This is a genomic window from Streptomyces viridosporus T7A, from assembly GCF_008704515.1.
GTDB classification, from domain to species: domain Bacteria; phylum Actinomycetota; class Actinomycetes; order Streptomycetales; family Streptomycetaceae; genus Streptomyces; species Streptomyces viridosporus.
This window is the reverse complement of record NZ_CP023700.1, coordinates 7,070,443-7,087,161: the sequence shown is the minus strand read 5'-3', so window position 1 is coordinate 7,087,161 and position 16,719 is coordinate 7,070,443. Positions and strand designations below refer to the sequence as shown.

The window sequence follows — 16,719 nt, the reverse complement described above, 5'->3', positions numbered from 1 at the left end:
GTGGTCCCCCGTCGGCATCACCGCTCGCCCGCGAGGTCGAGATCGCCGCTGCGCGTCCCGTCCGCGCCCCCGGCACTCCGGGGACGGCGCCACGGGTGCGCGATCGGCCGGGACACGGCCCGCCACCAGGGCTCCTCGGGCAGCTTCCCCGCGGGCTCGAACGGCTCGCCGGGACGGGGGAACGCCGCCGCCTGCCCGGCCTCCTCGGCGGCGTCCTTCGTCCACTCCCCCGGCTCCGCCCACGGATGGGGCGCCAGGCTGAAGGTGCCCCAGTGGATCGGGAGCAGCACGCCGCCCGGCCGGCCTCCTTGCAGGTCGAGGTGGGCTTGAACCCCCTGGGCGGGCGTCATGTGGATGTCCGGCCACGCGCCGGGCAGCGGCGTGCGGTCCGTGTGGCCCGCGGGCCAGAAGTCCGAGTACGCGCCGACCTGGATCATCGTGGCGTCGAACGGGCCGTGCCCGGCGCCGATGTCCTTGAAGCCCTCGAAGTAGCCGGTGTCACCGCTGTGGTAGATCCGGTGCTCCTCCCCGGCGACCACCCAGGAGGCCCACAGGGTGTGCTGGGTGCTGCGCAGGCCCCGGCCGCAGAAGTGGCGGGCGGGGGTGGCGGTCAGGGTGAGTCCGCCGACCCTCGTCGTCTCGTGCCAGTCCAGTTCGCGCAGCCGGCCGGCGGACACGCCCCAGTGCTCCAGATGCGCACCGACGCCCAGGGGGACGGCGAACAGGGTGTCCGTGCCGGCCAGCGCCTTGATGCTGGGCAGGTCCAGGTGGTCGTAGTGGTCGTGCGAGACGACGACCACGTCGACCGGCCCGAGCGCGGCCGGCGGCAGCGGCGCGGGATGCAGCCGCCTGGGCCCGGCGAAGGGGAACGGGGAGCAGCGCTCGCCCCACACGGGGTCGAACAGGACCCGTTGCCCGTCGATCTCCGCGAGCACGCTGGAGTGGCCCGTCCAGGTCAGGCGGAGCCCGGTGGCGGGGGGCCGGGAGAGGTCGGCGAGGGTGGTGGCGTGCACCGGCACCCTGCCCGCGGGGGCGCGTAGCGACCGGGATTCCTTGCCGAGGAAGGCCTTCGCCAGGTCCCGCGCCGAGCCCGACGGGCGGGTCCGGGTGACGCCCCCGGGGTTCTGGAACGCCCCGTCCTCGAAGTGCGGGGACCTGCGGATGCGCGCCATGCGCTCCCCTCTGGGAGCCGCGCCGAAGGCCGCCGGCCGCAGCGCGCGGAACCCGGGGTTCGGGGAACGGAAACCGGCCACGGCGCCTCCAGGTGGGATCGGTCGGACCTCCCATTATGTGCGGCCGGTCCGGCACCGGGGTGGCGGACCGGGGGCACGGGGCCGAAGGACGGGGCGGCGGACGGCGGTTAGGGTGACGGCGTGACCAGGGTGCGGTTGAGCGTGGCCGAGCGGCGCGGGGAGATGCTGCGGGCCGCCGTCGAGCAGATCGAGATGCGGGGTGTGGCGGCGTTCAGGGTCTCCGACGTGGCCTCGGCGCTCGGCGTGAGCAACGCGCTGGTGCTCTACCACTTCTCGACGAAGGAGAAGCTGGTCGCCGCCGCCTTCGCCCACGCGGCCGAGGGCGACCTCGCCCATCTGCGCAAGCTGCTCGGCCGTCGTACGACGGCCCTGCGCCGGCTGCGGTCGGCCGTACGGTGGTACGCCCCCACGGGCCGGGCCGAGGGCTGGCGGCTGTGGATCGAGGGCTGGGCGGTGGCCCTGCGCGAGCCGGCGCTGCGGGAGGTCACGCGGGACCTCGACCGGCGGTGGAAGGCCGCGCTCACCGAGGTCATCGCCCAGGGCGTGGCGGCGGGCGAGTTCCGGTGCCCGGACCCCGCCGCGTCGGCCCTGCGGCTGACCGCCCTGCTCGACGGGCTCGCGGTGCAGCTGACGTCCTACGACGGCGCGGTGCCGCGGACGCGGGCGCGCGAGTGGGCGGACGAGGCGCTGGCCCGGGAACTGGGCCTGGACCGGAAGGCGCTGAAGGCGCCGGCGCGGTGAGCCGCGTCCCGTCGTCCGGTGACGCGGCTCACCGCACCGGGGCTCACGCCACCGACTCGATGCGCAGCTTGATGTCGTCCGGCGACAGCGCGCCCTTGGCCGTCACGTGGTCGCCCGACGACTCCCCGCGCAGACGGCGCCCGATCCACGGCACCAGGTACTGGCGGGCCCAGTGGACGTCGTCCCGCCGGACCTCGAGCGTGCCGCGGGGCGGCAGGGGCGGCCAGGGCTGTTCCGGGTCGGCCGGGACCTCCAGGCCGAGGGTCAGGCCCGCGCGGAGCGCCACGCGTGTGTGCCCCTCGGGGGACAGGTGCAGCCGGTCGGCGTCCCAGGCCCTGCGGTCCTGCACGCTCCTGAGGGACCACAGGTCGAGCACGGGGCAGCCGTACCGGTCGGCGACGGCCCGCACGTGCCCGTTGTAGGTGGCGATCTTGCCCCGCAGGTGCTTGAGCAGGGGCACGCCACGGGTGTCGAACCCGGTCGTCACCATGACCGTGCCGGACACGGCCGTGAGCGCGGCGACCGCCCGTTCGAAACGCTCGGCCACCTCGTCCGGGTCGGAGCCCGGGCGGAGGATGTCGTTGCCGCCCGCGCAGAACGAGACCAGGTCGGGGGCGAGTTCGACGGCCCGGGGAAGTTGGTCCGCCATGATCTGGTCCAGCAGTTTGCCGCGCACCGCGAGGTTCGTGTACCGGAAGTCGCCTTCGGGCCGGCGGTCGGCGAGGAGCACGGCGAACCGGTCGGCCCAGCCGACGAACGACCCGTCGGGTCCGGGGTCGCCGACCCCCTCGGTGAAGCTGTCCCCCAGCGCCACGTACGACCCGATCACTGTCTTGTTGTCACTCTTCGAATCGTCTGCCACAGGAGCACATGATTCACCTTCGAATGTGACCTACGCGACCGTAGGAAGGGGTTGACGGACGGTGAGATAAGCCACTCCGGAAGAGTCGGCGCCTCCGGGAATACGCCGAAGACCGGACCCGGGGATCGGGGTCCGGCCTTCGGCGGCGTGTCAGGCAGGCGGTCTCGCGGGGGTCAGAGGGCGACGCCCTTCGAGCGGAGGTAGGAGACCGGGTCCACGTCCGAGCCGTAGTTCGGCGAGGTGCGGATCTCGAAGTGCAGGTGCGGGCCGGTCGAGTTGCCGGTCGAGCCGGAGAGGCCGACCTGCTGACCGGCGCTCACGGCCTGGCCGGCCGAGACGGACAGCGAGGACAGGTGGGCGTACTGGGCGTAGTAGCCGTCGTTGAGCTTGATGACGACCTGGTTGCCGTACGCACCGGCCCAGCCCGCGGAGACCACGGTGCCCGCGCCGACGGCCTTCAGGGAGGTGCCGGTGGGGATGCTGAAGTCGACGCCGGTGTGGTAGCCGCTGGACCACAGGCTGCCCGACACCTTGTAGCCGGTGCCGACGCCGCCGCCGGGGACCGGGGAGCTGTAACCGGAGGCGCTCGCGGCCTGCTGGGCGGGCGCGGCGTCCGCGGAGGCGGTCTTGGCGGACCGGGCGGACTCGGTGGACTGCGAGGAGCGGGCGGTGGACTTCCCGGACGACGAGGACTTCGACGCACCGGAGGAGGCGGACGCGTCCGGCGAGGAGGACTTCTTCGGCGCGGCGGCGGCCTTGCCGTCGATCGAGAGCTTCAGACCGGGGTGGATGAGTGAGGGGTCGTCACCGACGGCCTCGCGGTTGTCCGCGTAGAGCTGCTTCCAGCCGCCGTCGACGGCCTCGCTCTCGGCGATCCTGGCGAGGTAGTCGCCGGCCTTCACGGTGTACGTGCGGGTTTCGCCGCTCTTCTCCGCGGCGGCCTTCTGGCCGGTGACGGAAAGGGACTGGACGGCCTTCTCGGGGGCCGCCTGCGGCGTGGCGGCGTGCGCGCCGGTGGCGCCGAGGAGCGGCAGGGCGAGCGCGGCGCCGCCGGTTCCGGCGACGGCGATGGAACGGGCGAGACGCTGGGTCGTGGTGCGGCGGTGCTTACCCTTCGCGGGCATGACGAATTCCTCTCCGGCGCCTACGAGGTGAGCTGTCGGGTTCGGACTGGAGATGTCCGGCCGCGCTGTGACGCGGCTTCACCCCGAGCCTGTTCCGGAGACCGGGACAGGCGGTCTTGCCTGTGGGTCCCCCGCTCCTGCCGTACACGGGTCAGTGTGTGCGGGCTCCGGGCGGCGGCAGGATTAGGCGTCCGTCCGGATCGGTGGCGAACGTAAGCGACTGCGGCGCAACGGGACAAGCGCGGGGTTCGTCCCGAACCCCTTTTTCCGTGATCCACGGGCAGGAAAGACGTCACCGAGCGTCAACCGGGATTCCGGCCCCCACCGAATTCCCTTGCTGCTCCGCCGTATTACGTGAGCATGGCGACAACACCGTGTCACGGGTATGACGATGCTCACGCACCCCGGCCCCACCCTCCCTTACATGAGGGCGCGTTATCCCTAAACGGATATATCGGGCAGATCGCCCTGATCGCCGGATTCCAGGCGGCGCAGCCGGAACACCGCGGCGTCCAGATCGCCGCGCAGACCGGTGCGCAGACCGTGGTGCAGCAGCACGGCGCCCCGGTGCTCCTCGCCGGTTTCCCGGCACGCGTACACCGATGACGCGTCGAGACCCCGCAGCCGGAGCGCGGGGACGGGCTCCCCGTAGTGCTGCGCCTGGAGGCAGGCGAGGACGACGGTCTCGTCACCGAGGACGTACTGCACCGCGCTCAGCCCGCCCTCCGGGGCGCGCAGCCGGTACAGGTCGCCGCGCTGGACGACGGGCCGGATCTCCTTGTAGAGCGCGACCCACGCCCGCGCCTCGGCCCGTTCCTCCTCGCTCCAGCGCATGAGGTCGCCGCCGATCCCGAGCACCCCGGCCATGGCGCTGACGAACCGGAGGCGCAGGGAGCTGGTCCGCCCGTTCAGCATGGTGTTCGGGCTGTCGGTGACCCAGGCGGCCATGACCCGCGCCGGGTGGATCTGGCTGAAGCCGTGCTGGATCGCGAGCCGGTCGAGCGGGTCGGTGTTGTCCGAGGTCCACACCTGGTCGACGCGGCGGAGGATGCCGAGGTCGATCCGCCCGCCGCCGCCCGAGCAGGACTCGAAGGCCACGCCCGGGTGGGCCGCCCGCAACCGGTCCAGCAGGGTGTACAGGGCGTGCACGTGCTCGGTCCACAGCCGCTGCGGATACGGGTCGCCGGGCCAGCCCGCGTCGGTGAAGCAGCGGTTGAAGTCCCACTTCACGTAGTCGATCGGGGCGCCGGCGAGCAGCCCGTCGAGCTGTTCCCAGAGGTACTCCTGCACGTCGGTGCGGGCGAGGTTGAGGACGAGCTGGTTGCGGAACTCCGTACGGGTGCGCCCGGGCTGGAACTGCACCCAGTCCGGGTGGGCGCGGTACAGGTCGCTGTCCGGGTTGACCATCTCCGGCTCGACCCAGATGCCGAACCGCATGCCCAGCCCGTGCACATGGTCGGCGAGCGGTTTCAGACCGCCGGGGAAGCGGTCGGGGTTGGGCGTCCAGTCGCCGAGTCCGGCCCGGTCGCCCGTACGGGCCCCGAACCAGCCGTCGTCGACCACGAACAGCTCGACGCCCATCGCGGCGGCCCGTGCCGCGAGCGCCCGCTGCTGCTCCTCGGAGATGTCGAACCCGGTGGCCTCCCAGGAGTTGAACAGCACGGGCCGGTCCCGGTCCGGGTCCGGGATCACGTGCGCCCGCTGGTAGGCGTGCCAGGCGCGGCTGGCGCCGCCGAAGCCGCCGTCGCTCCACAGAGCGGCGAAGACCGGGGTGACGTGGGTCTCGCCGGTGCCCAGCATCAGCAGGCCCGAGTCGTCGTGCCCCGCGCCGCCGGTGATCTGCACGCGTGCGTCGGGGAGCCGGGCGACCGCGATCCGCCAGGAGCCCGACCAGCCGAGGGCGCAGCCGTGGACCTCGCCGCGCTCCTCGGTGGCGTCGGTGTCGAGCGCGACCCACGGCAGGTGCTGGTGTCCGGTGTGGCCGCGGCGGCTGCCGAGGACCACCTCGCCGTGGTCGAGCGGGGAGCGGATCAGCCGGGACTCCGCCGCCCAGCGGCCGTGCAGCCGGGACAGCCGCCAGTGCGCGCGGTCGGGCAGGGTCCAGACGGCGGAGTCGGCGCGCAGCACCTCGACGGCCGGCCCCCGGTTGTCGAGGGTCACCCAGCGCTCGACCACGTCGTCGCGCATCCGGTAGTGCAGGGTCACGGTCAGCCCGCCGTCGCGGAAGCGGAGCCGGAGCTCGCCGTCGTCGCTCTCGTGGCCCGCGAAGGTCCACTCGGTGCCGCGCCGCTCGCGCGTGCGCACGGACAGGGCGGGGCGGACGAAGCGGGGGCCGCCTTCGACGGGGTACTCCTCGCGTCCGTCCAGCGGGGACTCGAACGGCCGGTGGTCCGGCAGCGGGCGCCGGGCCAGGGCCCGGGCGTCGGCGAGCGCGATCCGCGGGCCCCAGTGCAGGTGCACCAGCTCGTCGCGGTCCGTCAGGTGGAGCGCGTAGCTGCTCGTCGGCCCCGACAGGAGCCACGTACGACCGTCCTCCGACACCTCCGGCACCGCTTCCCCCCACGGACTCGCACGGACTCGCACGGACACGACCGGATACCGACATCATCGAGGTCGCCGGCGCCACCGGCAATGCCCGTGGACACCTCATTGGTCCGGGCGGCCGTGTCGTATCGTCGGGGGACGCCCGTCGACGAGCCTCGCCGGCGGCGCCGAGTGGGAGGAGCCCTCCGTGACGCAGCAGGTCCCGTCGACCGAGCCCGAGCTGGCCGGCGTGCGCAACTTCCGCGACGTCGGCGGACTGCCGACCGCGGACGGCCGGCGGGTGCGGCACGGGGTGCTGTTCCGCAGCGGCCATCTCGCCCACGCGACCGAGGAGGACGCCGCTTTCCTGTCCTCCCTGGGGCTGCACACGATCTTCGACTTCCGCAACGCGGCCGACCAGAAGCTGGAGGGGCCGGACGTCGAGCTGCCGGGCGTGCGCAACGTGAACCTGCCGCTGAGCGACCCGGCCGACGGCGCGGAGTTCTGGAAGATGGTGCGCGACGGCGACCTGGACCAGCTGCGCTCGATCCTCGCGGACGGCAAGGGCGCGAACCGGATGATCGCCTCCTACCGCACGACCATCCGGCAGCGCACCGCCGAGCACTCCCGGGTGCTGCACGCGCTCGCCGAGGACAGCGTCCCCGTGCTGATGCACTGCGCGGCGGGCAAGGACCGGGCGGGCCTGTCGGTGGCGGTGACGCTGCTCGCGCTGGGCGTGGAGCGGGACGCGATCTTCGACGACTACCTGAAGTCCAACGCCACCCACCGGCGCTACAAGGTGCGCCGCAGCAGCAGTTCCGCCTCGGCCTACTCCCCCGAGGTCATGGAGCTGCTCAGCCCGCTGTTCGACGCGCGCGCGGAGTACCTGTCGGCCGCGCTGGAGACCGTCGAGGAGACCTGGGGCGGTGTGGACCCCTACCTGGAGACGGCGCTCGGAATCACCCCCGAGGTCCGGGAGCGGCTGCGCGAGCGCCTGCTCGACTGAGCCCGGCGCCCGCTACTGCTGCGCGCCGACCTTGAACAGCAGGTAGAGGAAGGCCCCGAGACCGTGGCACACCACGACGTAGACGAAGAGCCTCACCCACAGGGCGCGGGGGAATTTCTCCTCCAGTTTCCTCTTGGTGTTCATGGCTCTTCTCCGTGGGTCGGGCCCAGGCACAGCGTGGCCGTGGGACTCTGCAGCAGGGTGTGGACGAACAGGAGGTCGACCCCGTCGGGATCGACGGCGGCGATGCGGTGCGGGGTCAGCGAGTCGAAGTGCGCGCTGTCGCCCGGGCCGAGCCGGTGCAGGCTGTCCCCGAGGCGCAGCCGCAGCCGCCCCTTGAGGACGTACAGCCACTCCTCGCCGGGGTGGACGCGCACGATGTCGCCCTGGGAGCCGTGCGGCACGCGCACCCGCAGGGCCTGCATGCCGCGCCCGGGGGCACCGGCCTGCCAGTACGTCCAACCGCCCGCGGCCGTGGGCTCCATGTCGGTGGCGCGCACCACGGCGTCCCGGCCGGGCGCCGCCTCACCGAGCAGTTCGGAGACCGTCGTACCGTAGGTCCTGGCGAGGGAGAGCAGCATCGGGAGCGAGGGCTGGCGCTGCCCGGTCTCCAGCCGGGAGAGGTGCGCGGGCGACAGACCCGCGTCGCGGGCGGCGGCCTCCAGCGTCAGGGAGGCCCGCCGCCGCAGGGCGCGCAGCTGCGGCGCGACCACGGGGAGCTCGCCGGCCGGCGGCTCCGTCTCGGAGGGGCTCATGCCCTCCATTCAGCCGGACATTTACCTCGGAGGCAATTTTCTTGCCTGAGAGGCAAGCGCCGCCGGGCCGGCCCGATCCGAACGACACCCCCTAGCGGTGGGCGACCGCCTGCTTCACCAGCGTCCTGCCGAACTCCCACACCAGGCCGCCGTCGTGCGCGTCGTCCATCACCGCGGTGAAGGCGTCCACGAACCGGTCCACCTCCCGCTCGCCGACGATCAGCGGCGGGATCAGTTTGATCACCTCCATGTGGTCGCCGGAGACCTGGGTGAGGATCCGGTGCCGTTGCAGCAGCGGTACGACCACCATCTGCGCGAAGAGCCCCTTGCGGGCGGCCTGGAGCATGGCCCAGCGGCCGCGCAGCTTCAGCGACCGGGGCCGGCCGAACTCGATGCCGATCATCAGGCCCCGGCCCCGGACGTCGGCGAGCAGCTCGTACTTCTCGGTCAGTGCGGCCAGCCGGGTCCTGAGCAGTTCCCCGGTGCTCCGGGCGTTCGCGACGATCCGCTCGTCCTCCATGACCGACAGCACCGCGAGGCCCGCCGCCATCGCCTGGGCGTTGGCCCCGAAGCTTGCCGAGTGGACCAGCACCCGGTCCATCGACGAGTAGACCTTCCGGAAGATCCAGTCCCGGCCGAGCGTGGCGCCCACCGGCACGTACCCCCCGGAGAGCGCCTTGGCCACGCACACCAGGTCCGGCTCCACCCCCTCCTCGTGCTGGTGGGCGTAGAAGGCACCGGTCCGCCCCAGGCCGGTCTGCACCTCGTCGGCGATCAGCAGCGCCTTGTGCCGGTGCAGCAGCTCCTGCGCGGCGCGCAGATAGCCGGGCGGGGCCTCGTGGACGCCCTTGCCCTGGATCGGCTCGACGATCAGCGCGGCGACGTCGCCCTTCCGCAGCTCCCGCTCCAGCGCGTCGAGGTCACCGAGCGGTACGGCCGTGTCGGGCAGCAGCGGGGCGAACCCGGCCCGGAAGCCGGACTCGCCGTTGACGGACAGGGAGCCGGTGGTCAGGCCGTGGAAGGCGTGCTCGCAGTACAGGACGCGCGGCCTGCCGGTCGCGTACCGGGCGAACTTCAGCGCGCCCTCGACCGCCTCCGTACCGCTGTTGCCGAAGAAGACCCGGTCCAGGTGGGGGCTGTGCGCGAGCAGCCTCTCGGCCAGCAGCCCGGGCAGCGGCTGGCAGTCGAAGCGGGTGAGGTCGGCGAGGGAGGCGTCCAGGACGTCGTGCAGCGCCCTGCGGACCACGGGGTGGTGCCGGCCCAGGCCCATCACCCCGAACCCGGCGAGCATGTCCAGGTAGTCGTTGCCGTCCGCGTCCCAGAAGTAAGCGCCCTCGGCACGCTCGTAGACCTTGTCGAAGCCGATGGTGCGCAGCATGCGCGGGAGCTGGTGGTTGAGGTACCGGGTGTGCAGCTCGTAGCGCTCGGCTCCGCGCTCGGCCAGCAGTGCGCCGAGGTCGAAACTCCCCGTCCGCGACGGCTCCGACGCGGACCTGGCGGTGGTCATGCCTGGTGCTCCTGTGGGTGCGGTGACTGTTTCGGGGCTTCGGCCCCCACGGCGAGGCTCGCGCTGATCCGCCCGGCTATCTCGACGGGGGTCAGGCCGATGTCGGCGAGCACCTCGCCGCGCTTGGCGTGCGCGAGGAACTGCTCCGGGATGCCGAACCGCCGCACGGGCACGTCGACCTCGGCGTCCCCCAGCGCCAGCGCCACCGCCGACCCGACGCCGGCCGCCCGGCTGTTGTCCTCGACGACGGCCACCAGGCGGTGCCGGGCGGCCAGTCGGGGCAGGGCCGGGTCGACGGGTTTGACCCAGCGGGGGTCGACCACGGTGCATCCGGTGCCGCGGGCCTCGAGCAGTTCGGCGGCCTGGAGGCAGACGGAGGCCATGACACCGACGGCGACCAGCAGCACCCGGGGAGCGTCGGCGCGGTGCAGCACGTCCAGGCCGCCGACCCGGTCGAGTGCCGGGATCGCCGGTCCGGCGGACTCCTTCGGGAACCGCAGCAGGGTCGGCGCGTCGTCGACGGCGACCGCCTCGCGCAGCTGGGCGCGCAACTGGTCGGCGTCGCGGGGCGCGGCGATGCGCAGGCCGGGGACGACCTGGAGGACGGAGAGGTCCCACATGCCGTTGTGCGAAGGACCGTCGACGCCGGTGACGCCGGCCCGGTCCAGTACGAAGGTGACCCCGCAGCGGTGCAGCGCCACGTCCATCAGCACCTGGTCGAAGGCGCGGTTGAGGAAGGTCGCGTAGACGGCGACGACCGGGTGCAGCCCGCCGGTCGCCAGGCCCGCCGCGGACACGGCCGCGTGCTGCTCGGCGATGCCGACGTCCCACACCCGGTCCGGGAACCGCTCGGCGAAGGCGCCCAGGCCGACCGGGTGCAGCATGGCGGCGGTGATCGCCACCACGTCCTCGCGTTCCTCCCCGATCCGGACGATCTCCTCGCCGAACACCGAGGTCCAGGACGGTCCGCCGGACGGCGCGAGCGGCGCGCAGGTGAGCGGATCCATGACGCCGACGGTGTGGAAGTGGTCCTCCTCGTGGGCGAGGGCCGGTTCGTAGCCGCGGCCCTTCTCGGTGAGGCAGTGGACCAGGACGGGACCGTGGAAGCGCTTGGCGCGGCGCAGCGCGGACTCCACGGCCTCGATGTCGTGGCCGTCGATCGGTCCCACGTACTTCAGGCCCAGGTCCTCGAAGAGGCCCTGCGGGGCGAACGCGTCCTTGAAGCCCTTCTTCGCGCCGTGCAGGGCCTCGTAGACGGTGGGGCCGACCACGGGGGTGCGCTGCAGTACGTCCTTGCCCCAGGCCAGCACGCGTTCGTAGCCGTCGGTGGTGCGCAGGGCCGCGAGGTGGTTGGCGAGGCCGCCGATGGTGGGCGCGTAGGAGCGCTCGTTGTCGTTGACGACGATGATCAGCGGGCGGTCCTCGGCGTCGGCGATGTTGTTCAGCGCCTCCCAGGCCATGCCGCCGGTCAGCGCGCCGTCGCCGACCACCGCGACGACGTGGCCCTTCTCCCCCTGCACCCGGCGGGCCTTGGCGAGCCCGTCGGCCCAGCCGAGCGCCGTGGAGGCGTGGCTGTTCTCGATGACGTCGTGCTCGGACTCCTCGCGCGAGGGGTAGCCGGACAGGCCGCCCTTGCCGCGCAGCTTGGAGAAGTCCTGACGGCCGGTCAGGAGCTTGTGGACATAGCTCTGGTGGCCGGTGTCCCACAGGATGCGGTCGGTCGGCGACTCGAAGACCCGGTGCAGGGCGACGGTGAGTTCCACCACCCCCAGGTTGGGTCCGAGATGACCGCCGGTCCTGGCGACCGCGTGCACCAGGAACTCTCTGATCTCACGGGTCAGTTCGCCGAGTTCCGCCTCGGACAGCGCCTTCAGGTCTTGTGGTTGCCGGATGCTCTCCAGGATCGTCACGCTCGGGCCCCCTTCGGTTCCGTGCCGTTCGGCTCGTGGTCCGTTCAGCTCACGGTGACGGCCGGCTCCCCCGACGCCACGCCGTCCTTCTCCATCTGCTCGGCGATCTTCATCGCCTCCTCGATCAGCGTCTCGACGATCTTCGCCTCGGGCACGGTCTTGATCACCTCGCCCTTCACGAAGATCTGCCCCTTGCCGTTGCCCGAGGCCACCCCCAGATCGGCCTCGCGGGCCTCACCCGGGCCGTTCACCACACACCCCATCACCGCCACCCGCAGCGGCACGTCCATCCCGGTCAGCCCCGCGGTGACCTCCTCCGCCAGCTTGTAGACGTCCACCTGCGCCCGCCCGCAGGACGGACACGAGACGATCTCCAGACCCCGCTGCCGCAGGTTCAGCGACTCCAGGATCTGGATGCCGACCTTGATCTCCTCCACCGGCGGCGCCGACAGCGACACCCGGATGGTGTCCCCGATCCCCTCCGACAGCAGCGCCCCGAAGGCGACGGCCGACTTGATCGTGCCCTGGAACGCCGGGCCCGCCTCGGTCACGCCCAGGTGCAGCGGGTAGTCGCACCGCTCGGCCAGCTGCCGGTACGCCTCGATCATCACCACCGGGTCGTTGTGCTTGACCGAGATCTTGATGTCCCGGAAACCGTGCTCCTCGAACAGCGACGCCTCCCACAGCGCGGACTCCACCAGCGCCTCCGGCGTGGCCCGGCCGTACTTCTGCAGCAGCCGCCGGTCCAGCGACCCGGCGTTCACCCCGATGCGGATCGGCGTGCCGCGCTCCCCGGCCGCCCGGGCGATCTGCTTCACCTGGTCGTCGAACCTCTTGATGTTGCCCGGGTTGACCCGCACCGCCGCGCAGCCCGCCTCGATCGCCGCGAACACGTACTTCGGCTGGAAGTGGATGTCCGCGATCACCGGGATCTGCGACTTGCGCGCGATCACCGCCAGCGCGTCCGCGTCGTCCTGCGTGGGACAGGCCACCCGCACGATCTGGCACCCCGACGCGGTCAGCTCCGCGATCTGCTGCAGCGTCGCACCGATGTCCGAGGTCCGCGTCGTCGTCATCGACTGCACCGACACCGGGGCATCCCCGCCCACCGCCACGGACCCGACCTGGATCCGCCGGCTCTTCCGCCGCTCGGCGAGCGGCCGCGGGGGGACCTCGGGCACTCCGAGGGAGACAGCGGTCACGGCCTCACCCCCGGTTTCCGGGGACGGTCTCGCGCAGGGCCCGCAGCGACTCCTTCAGGGACCCCATGGTGGCGAGGACGGCGGTGGGCTCGTAGCCGCAGTGCGCCATGCAGTTGGCGCAGCGCGGGTCCTTGCCCCGGCCGTACCGGTCCCAGTCGGTGTCCTCGATCAGCTCCCGGTACGTCGGCACGTACCCGTCGCTCATCAGGTAGCAGGGGCGCTGCCAGCCGAAGAGCGAGTAGTTCGGGATCGCCCACGCGGTGCACGGGAAGTCGACCTTGCCCTCGAGGAAGTCCAGGAACAGCGGGGAGTGGTTCAGCCGCCAGCGGCTCCGGTTGCCGCCCGCGAAGGCCTTCCTGAACAGCTCGCGGGTCTGCTCCACGCCCAGGAAGTGCTCCTGGTCGGGGGCCTTCTCGTAGGCGTAGGCGGGCGAGATCATCATCTCGTCGACCTCGAGGTCGTCGTTGAGGTAGTTGAGCACCTCCACGACGGTCTGCGGGGTGTCGGTGTTGAAGAAGGTCGAGTTGGTGGTGACCCGGAAGCCGCGCCGCTTGGCCTCCTTGATGGCCGCCACGGCCTCGTCGAACACCCCCTCCTTCGCGACGGACTCGTCGTGCCGCTTCTGCAGCCCGTCGATGTGCACCGCGAACGCGAAGTACGGGGAGGGCGTGAACAGGTCCATCTTCTTGCGCAGCAGCAGGGCGTTGGTGCACAGGAAGACGTACTTCCTCCTGGCCACCAACTGCCGGGCGATCTCGTCGATCTGAGGGTGCATCAGCGGCTCGCCGCCGGCGATCGACACCATCGGGGCACCCGATTCCAGCACCGCGCCCACGGCCTGGGCGACCGGCATGCGCTGCTTGAGCACCCCGGCCGGGTGCTGGATCTTCCCGCAGCCCTCGCACTTGAGGTTGCAGGCGAAGAGCGGTTCCAGCTCGACGATGAGCGGAAACTTGTCCCGCCGGCGGAGCTTCTGTTCGGCCAAGTATGTAGCGACCTTGATGGACTGGCGCAGCGGCATGGCCATCTGGCTCACCTCCTGGGGAGCAGCAAGGAACGGTGCCATTCATGGAAAGCCGGAAGTACGGAACGAAGAACACGGAAAGCCGATATTCCACCGCGCACCGTGCCGATCCGGACCAGCTCGTGTTCCGGAGCGTCCACGACCACCCGCACGGCCGCAACCGGGCGCTCGCCCACGCGGACGGAGCTCAGCAGCGTGGCCGCCGATTCCATGTCGGCCGCGATCGCGCCGGTCGCGAACAGGTCGGACCGTTCGTGACCGCGGACGACGTGGTCGGAGCCGGTGAGCGGTCCGGTGTGGACGGTGCGCCCGGGCACCGTGCGCACCAGCTCCTTCACCAGCAGCTCGGTCCCCACGCACGGCACGCTGCCGCGCGGGTCCCGGGTCTCCTCGGCGACGACCAGGTCGCCGGGGTGCATCCCGGGGGCGAGCCCCGCGCAGAAGCCGGTGGCCAGCACGGCCGCCCCGCGCAGGGCCGGATGGGTGAGCACCCGGGTGACGGAGCGCTCGGCCGCCGCCGGCCCCATGCCCGTGCGCAGGACCGTGACGGGCCCGCCCGCACCACCCCTGTCCCGTACGGAGGAAGGGCGCAGGGCGAACTGCTCGATGCCGAGCGCACAGGCGATCAGCATCGGGGCCGGAGCGGGCCGGGGGCTCATCAGCTGCCCTTCGCCTCGGCGAGGGACTGCTCCTGACCGGTGTCCTCCCGCGCGGTGGCGGCCCCCGCCGCACGGGGCTTCCCGGCGAGGGGCTCTCCGTTCACGTACCGGCCGAGCGCGGTGAGCGGGAAGACCTGCCGGTAGAGGTGGTAGTTGATGGAGAAGTCCCAGGGGAAGCCGGTTCCGGTGAAGTACGGCTCGTCCCAGGAGCCGTCCTCGTGCTGGGTGGCGGCCAGCCACTCGACGCCGCGTTCGACGGCCCGGGACTCCCGCTCGCCCGCCGCCAGCAGCGCCATCAGCGCCCATGCCGTCTGCGAGGCGGTCGAGGCGCCCCGGCCGCTCCACCCCCGGGCGTCCCGGTAGGAGCGCAGGTCCTCGCCCCAGCCGCCGTCGTCGTTCTGGACCGACTCCAGCCAGGCCACGGCCCGCCGGATCGCCGGGTGCGAGCCGGAGATCCCGGCCGCGGTCAGCGCGGGGACGACGGAGCCGGTGCCGTAGAGGTAGTTGACGCCCCAGCGGCCGAACCAGGAGCCGTTCGGCTCCTGCTCGGCGAGCAGCCACTGGACGCCGCGCCGGGTGCGCGGGTCGTGGGCGAGGCCCTCGGCGGCGAGCATCTCCACGACGTGCGCGGTGACGTCGGCGGACGGCGGGTCGATGACCTCGCCGAAGTCGCAGAACGGCAGCCGGTTGGGGAACGGGCTGGTGTTGTCGACGTCGAAGGCGCCCCAGGCTCCGTTCCTCGACTGCATGCCGAGGTTCCAGCGCACCCCGCGCCCGATGGCGTTGTCCACCCGTTCGGGGTCGTGGTGGGCGACCCTGCGCAGCGCGAGGACCACTTCGGCGGTGTCGTCGATGTCGGGGTAGTTGTCGTTGTGGAACTCGAACGCCCACCCCCCGGGCGGCAGATGGGGTCTGCGCACGGACCAGTCACCGGGCCGCACGATCTGCTCGCCCAGCATCCAGTCGACGGCCTTGACCAGTTGCGGGTGGTCGGCGGGCAGGCCCGCGTCGGCCAGCGCGATGGTGGCGAGGCAGGTGTCCCACACCGGGGACTGGCAGGCCTCGATCATCCGAGCCCCGTCCTCACGCCACACGGCGAACCGGTCCAACGACTCCAGGCCGGCCCGCATCACGGGGTGGTTCAGGTCGTAGCCGAGCAGGTGGAGCGCGATGATCGAGTACACGGCCGGGGGCTGGATGCCGCCCCAGCAGCCGTCGTTCTCCTGCCGCTCGATGATCCAGCGGGCGGCGGTGTTCATGGCCGCCCTGCGCAGCCGGCGCGGGACGGCCCCGCGCAGGACGTGCAGGGCCTTGTCCAGCCGCTGGAAGGCCCCGTCCCAGCCGGTCACCGGGGCGAGGACCCGGGGCGGGTTGGGGCGGGCGGGGTCGGTGTGCAGCTCGTCGAGCGGGAACGGGGCGGGGCGTACCGGGCGTTCGGCGGAGACGATCGTCAGCGGGACGATGGTCTGCCGGGCCCAGCAGCCGAAGTCGTAGATGTTGAGCGGTACCCAGGCCGGGAACCAGATCAGCTCGGGCGGGAGTTCGGGCAGGTCCTCCCACTTCCACCAGCCGAACAGGGCCAGCCAGATCCGGGTGAAGACCCGGGAGGCGGCGATGCCGCCCTGTTCGCGGATCCAGGCGGAGGCCCTCGCCAGGTGCGGGGCGTCGGGCGGGTCGCCCGCCAGGCGCAGCGCGACGTACGCCTCGATGGTGGCGGAGAGGTCGCCCGGTCCGCCGTGGAAGGTGGCCCAGGTGCCGTCCTCGCGTTGCTCTCCCCGGATGAACAGGGCGGCGGCCCGGGTGGTCCCCTCGTCGCGGATGCCGAGGAACTGGCGCAGCAGCAGGTCCTCGGCGTCCATCGTGACGTTGGTCTCGAGGTCGCCCTTCCACCAGCCCTGGTCGCTCTGCCGGGACAGCAGGAAGTCGGTGGCGCGCCGCATGGCGCGGGCGGCGATGTCGGGAACCCCGGCCGCCACGGGGATGTCGGTGTCGGTGTCGGTGTCGCTGGCCGCGGTCACTCGGGGCGGCAGGGCCGCCCCGGTGCTTCCGTCGGTCGTCGCTGTCATGGCTTCCCCTTCGTGCAGTCCTGCAAGTCGTGGTGTCTGCTGTGGGTCCGCCGTCGGCCGGTGCTGTTCTCCCCGCAACACCGGCCG

Annotated in this window: 14 protein-coding genes and 1 riboswitch; of the genes, 2 read left to right on the top strand and 12 right to left on the bottom strand. The window is 72.5% G+C overall.

All coding sequences use genetic code 11. The features are described 5' to 3' along the window. Positions 1-17 precede the first annotated feature (17 nt). Positions 18-1,253 carry an MBL fold metallo-hydrolase gene (locus CP969_RS32330; protein ID WP_016823645.1) on the bottom strand — a complete coding sequence of 412 codons (1,236 nt, stop codon included), beginning with the start codon at positions 1,251-1,253 and terminating at the stop codon, positions 18-20. Positions 1,254-1,394: 141 nt separating this feature from the next. Between CP969_RS32330 and CP969_RS32325 the strand changes: the two genes are divergently transcribed. Then, positions 1,395-1,994 carry a TetR/AcrR family transcriptional regulator gene (locus tag CP969_RS32325; RefSeq protein WP_039830789.1) on the top strand — a complete coding sequence of 200 codons (600 nt, stop codon included), beginning with the start codon at positions 1,395-1,397 and terminating at the stop codon, positions 1,992-1,994. 43 nt (positions 1,995-2,037) lie between these two features. Here the strand turns inward: CP969_RS32325 and CP969_RS32320 are convergent, their stop codons facing one another. From CP969_RS32320 to CP969_RS32310, 3 genes are all read right to left on the bottom strand, one after another. Further along, entirely contained in the window at positions 2,038-2,823 is a 786-nt protein-coding gene (locus tag CP969_RS32320) for an SGNH/GDSL hydrolase family protein (protein ID WP_004980227.1), read from the bottom strand. Between the two features lie 206 nt (positions 2,824-3,029). Further along, complete coding sequence (locus CP969_RS32315; RefSeq protein ID WP_016823646.1) at positions 3,030-3,980, bottom strand: M23 family metallopeptidase; 951 nt, start codon at positions 3,978-3,980, stop codon at positions 3,030-3,032. A 4-nt stretch (positions 3,981-3,984) separates the two neighbouring features. Then, a riboswitch (cyclic di-AMP (ydaO/yuaA leader) is annotated at positions 3,985-4,147 on the bottom strand. A gap of 274 nt (positions 4,148-4,421) precedes the next feature. Beyond that, positions 4,422-6,530 (bottom strand): alpha-galactosidase, encoded by a 2,109-nt coding sequence (locus CP969_RS32310; RefSeq protein ID WP_016823647.1) that lies wholly within the window; start codon positions 6,528-6,530, stop codon positions 4,422-4,424. A gap of 181 nt (positions 6,531-6,711) precedes the next feature. Between CP969_RS32310 and CP969_RS32305 the strand changes: the two genes are divergently transcribed. Then, positions 6,712-7,509: a tyrosine-protein phosphatase gene (locus tag CP969_RS32305; RefSeq protein WP_004980230.1), complete on the top strand. Its 798-nt coding sequence runs from the start codon at positions 6,712-6,714 to the stop codon at positions 7,507-7,509. A gap of 12 nt (positions 7,510-7,521) precedes the next feature. On the opposite strand, the gene CP969_RS32300 is transcribed toward CP969_RS32305, so the two are convergent. The 8 genes from CP969_RS32300 to shc all read right to left on the bottom strand — a co-directional run bounded on the left by CP969_RS32300 (position 7,522) and on the right by shc (position 16,632). Further along, on the bottom strand, positions 7,522-7,653 hold the full coding sequence (locus CP969_RS32300; RefSeq protein ID WP_004980231.1) for a DUF6126 family protein: 132 nt from the start codon (positions 7,651-7,653) through the stop codon (positions 7,522-7,524). Continuing rightward, positions 7,650-8,264, bottom strand: coding sequence for a helix-turn-helix domain-containing protein (locus CP969_RS32295; RefSeq protein ID WP_004980233.1), 615 nt, complete (start codon positions 8,262-8,264; stop codon positions 7,650-7,652). Before CP969_RS32295 ends, CP969_RS32300 begins: the two co-directional genes overlap by 4 nt. Positions 8,265-8,355: 91 nt before the next feature. Beyond that, entirely contained in the window at positions 8,356-9,771 is a 1,416-nt protein-coding gene (locus CP969_RS32290; RefSeq protein ID WP_016823649.1) for an aspartate aminotransferase family protein, read from the bottom strand. After that, on the bottom strand, positions 9,768-11,681 hold the full coding sequence (gene dxs, locus CP969_RS32285; RefSeq protein ID WP_016823650.1) for a 1-deoxy-D-xylulose-5-phosphate synthase: 1,914 nt from the start codon (positions 11,679-11,681) through the stop codon (positions 9,768-9,770). The genes CP969_RS32290 and dxs overlap by 4 nt, the downstream gene beginning before the upstream one ends. A 44-nt stretch (positions 11,682-11,725) precedes the next feature. Next, positions 11,726-12,883, bottom strand: coding sequence for a flavodoxin-dependent (E)-4-hydroxy-3-methylbut-2-enyl-diphosphate synthase (ispG, locus tag CP969_RS32280; RefSeq protein ID WP_016823651.1), 1,158 nt, complete (start codon positions 12,881-12,883; stop codon positions 11,726-11,728). A gap of 4 nt (positions 12,884-12,887) precedes the next feature. Then, positions 12,888-13,910 carry an adenosyl-hopene transferase HpnH gene (gene hpnH, locus CP969_RS32275; protein WP_016823652.1) on the bottom strand — a complete coding sequence of 341 codons (1,023 nt, stop codon included), beginning with the start codon at positions 13,908-13,910 and terminating at the stop codon, positions 12,888-12,890. A gap of 5 nt (positions 13,911-13,915) precedes the next feature. Beyond that, positions 13,916-14,566: a 5'-methylthioadenosine/S-adenosylhomocysteine nucleosidase family protein gene (locus tag CP969_RS32270; protein WP_004980254.1), complete on the bottom strand. Its 651-nt coding sequence runs from the start codon at positions 14,564-14,566 to the stop codon at positions 13,916-13,918. Continuing rightward, positions 14,566-16,632 carry a squalene--hopene cyclase gene (shc, locus tag CP969_RS32265; protein ID WP_026084699.1) on the bottom strand — a complete coding sequence of 689 codons (2,067 nt, stop codon included), beginning with the start codon at positions 16,630-16,632 and terminating at the stop codon, positions 14,566-14,568. The genes CP969_RS32270 and shc overlap by 1 nt, the downstream gene beginning before the upstream one ends. Positions 16,633-16,719 lie beyond the last annotated feature (87 nt).

Bases quoted from the DNA above. Each gene is read 5' to 3' on its own strand.
- CP969_RS32290 (WP_016823649.1), bottom strand. From the start codon at position 9,771: ATGACCACCGCCAGGTCCGCGTCGGAGCCGTCGCGGACGGGGAGTTTC.
- hpnH (WP_016823652.1), bottom strand. From the start codon at position 13,910: ATGGCCATGCCGCTGCGCCAGTCCATCAAGGTCGCTACATACTTGGCC.
- CP969_RS32315 (WP_016823646.1), bottom strand. From the start codon at position 3,980: ATGCCCGCGAAGGGTAAGCACCGCCGCACCACGACCCAGCGTCTCGCC.
- CP969_RS32300 (WP_004980231.1), bottom strand. From the start codon at position 7,653: ATGAACACCAAGAGGAAACTGGAGGAGAAATTCCCCCGCGCCCTGTGG.
- CP969_RS32295 (WP_004980233.1), bottom strand. From the start codon at position 8,264: ATGAGCCCCTCCGAGACGGAGCCGCCGGCCGGCGAGCTCCCCGTGGTC.
- CP969_RS32270 (WP_004980254.1), bottom strand. From the start codon at position 14,566: ATGAGCCCCCGGCCCGCTCCGGCCCCGATGCTGATCGCCTGTGCGCTC.
- shc (WP_026084699.1), bottom strand. From the start codon at position 16,632: ATGACAGCGACGACCGACGGAAGCACCGGGGCGGCCCTGCCGCCCCGA.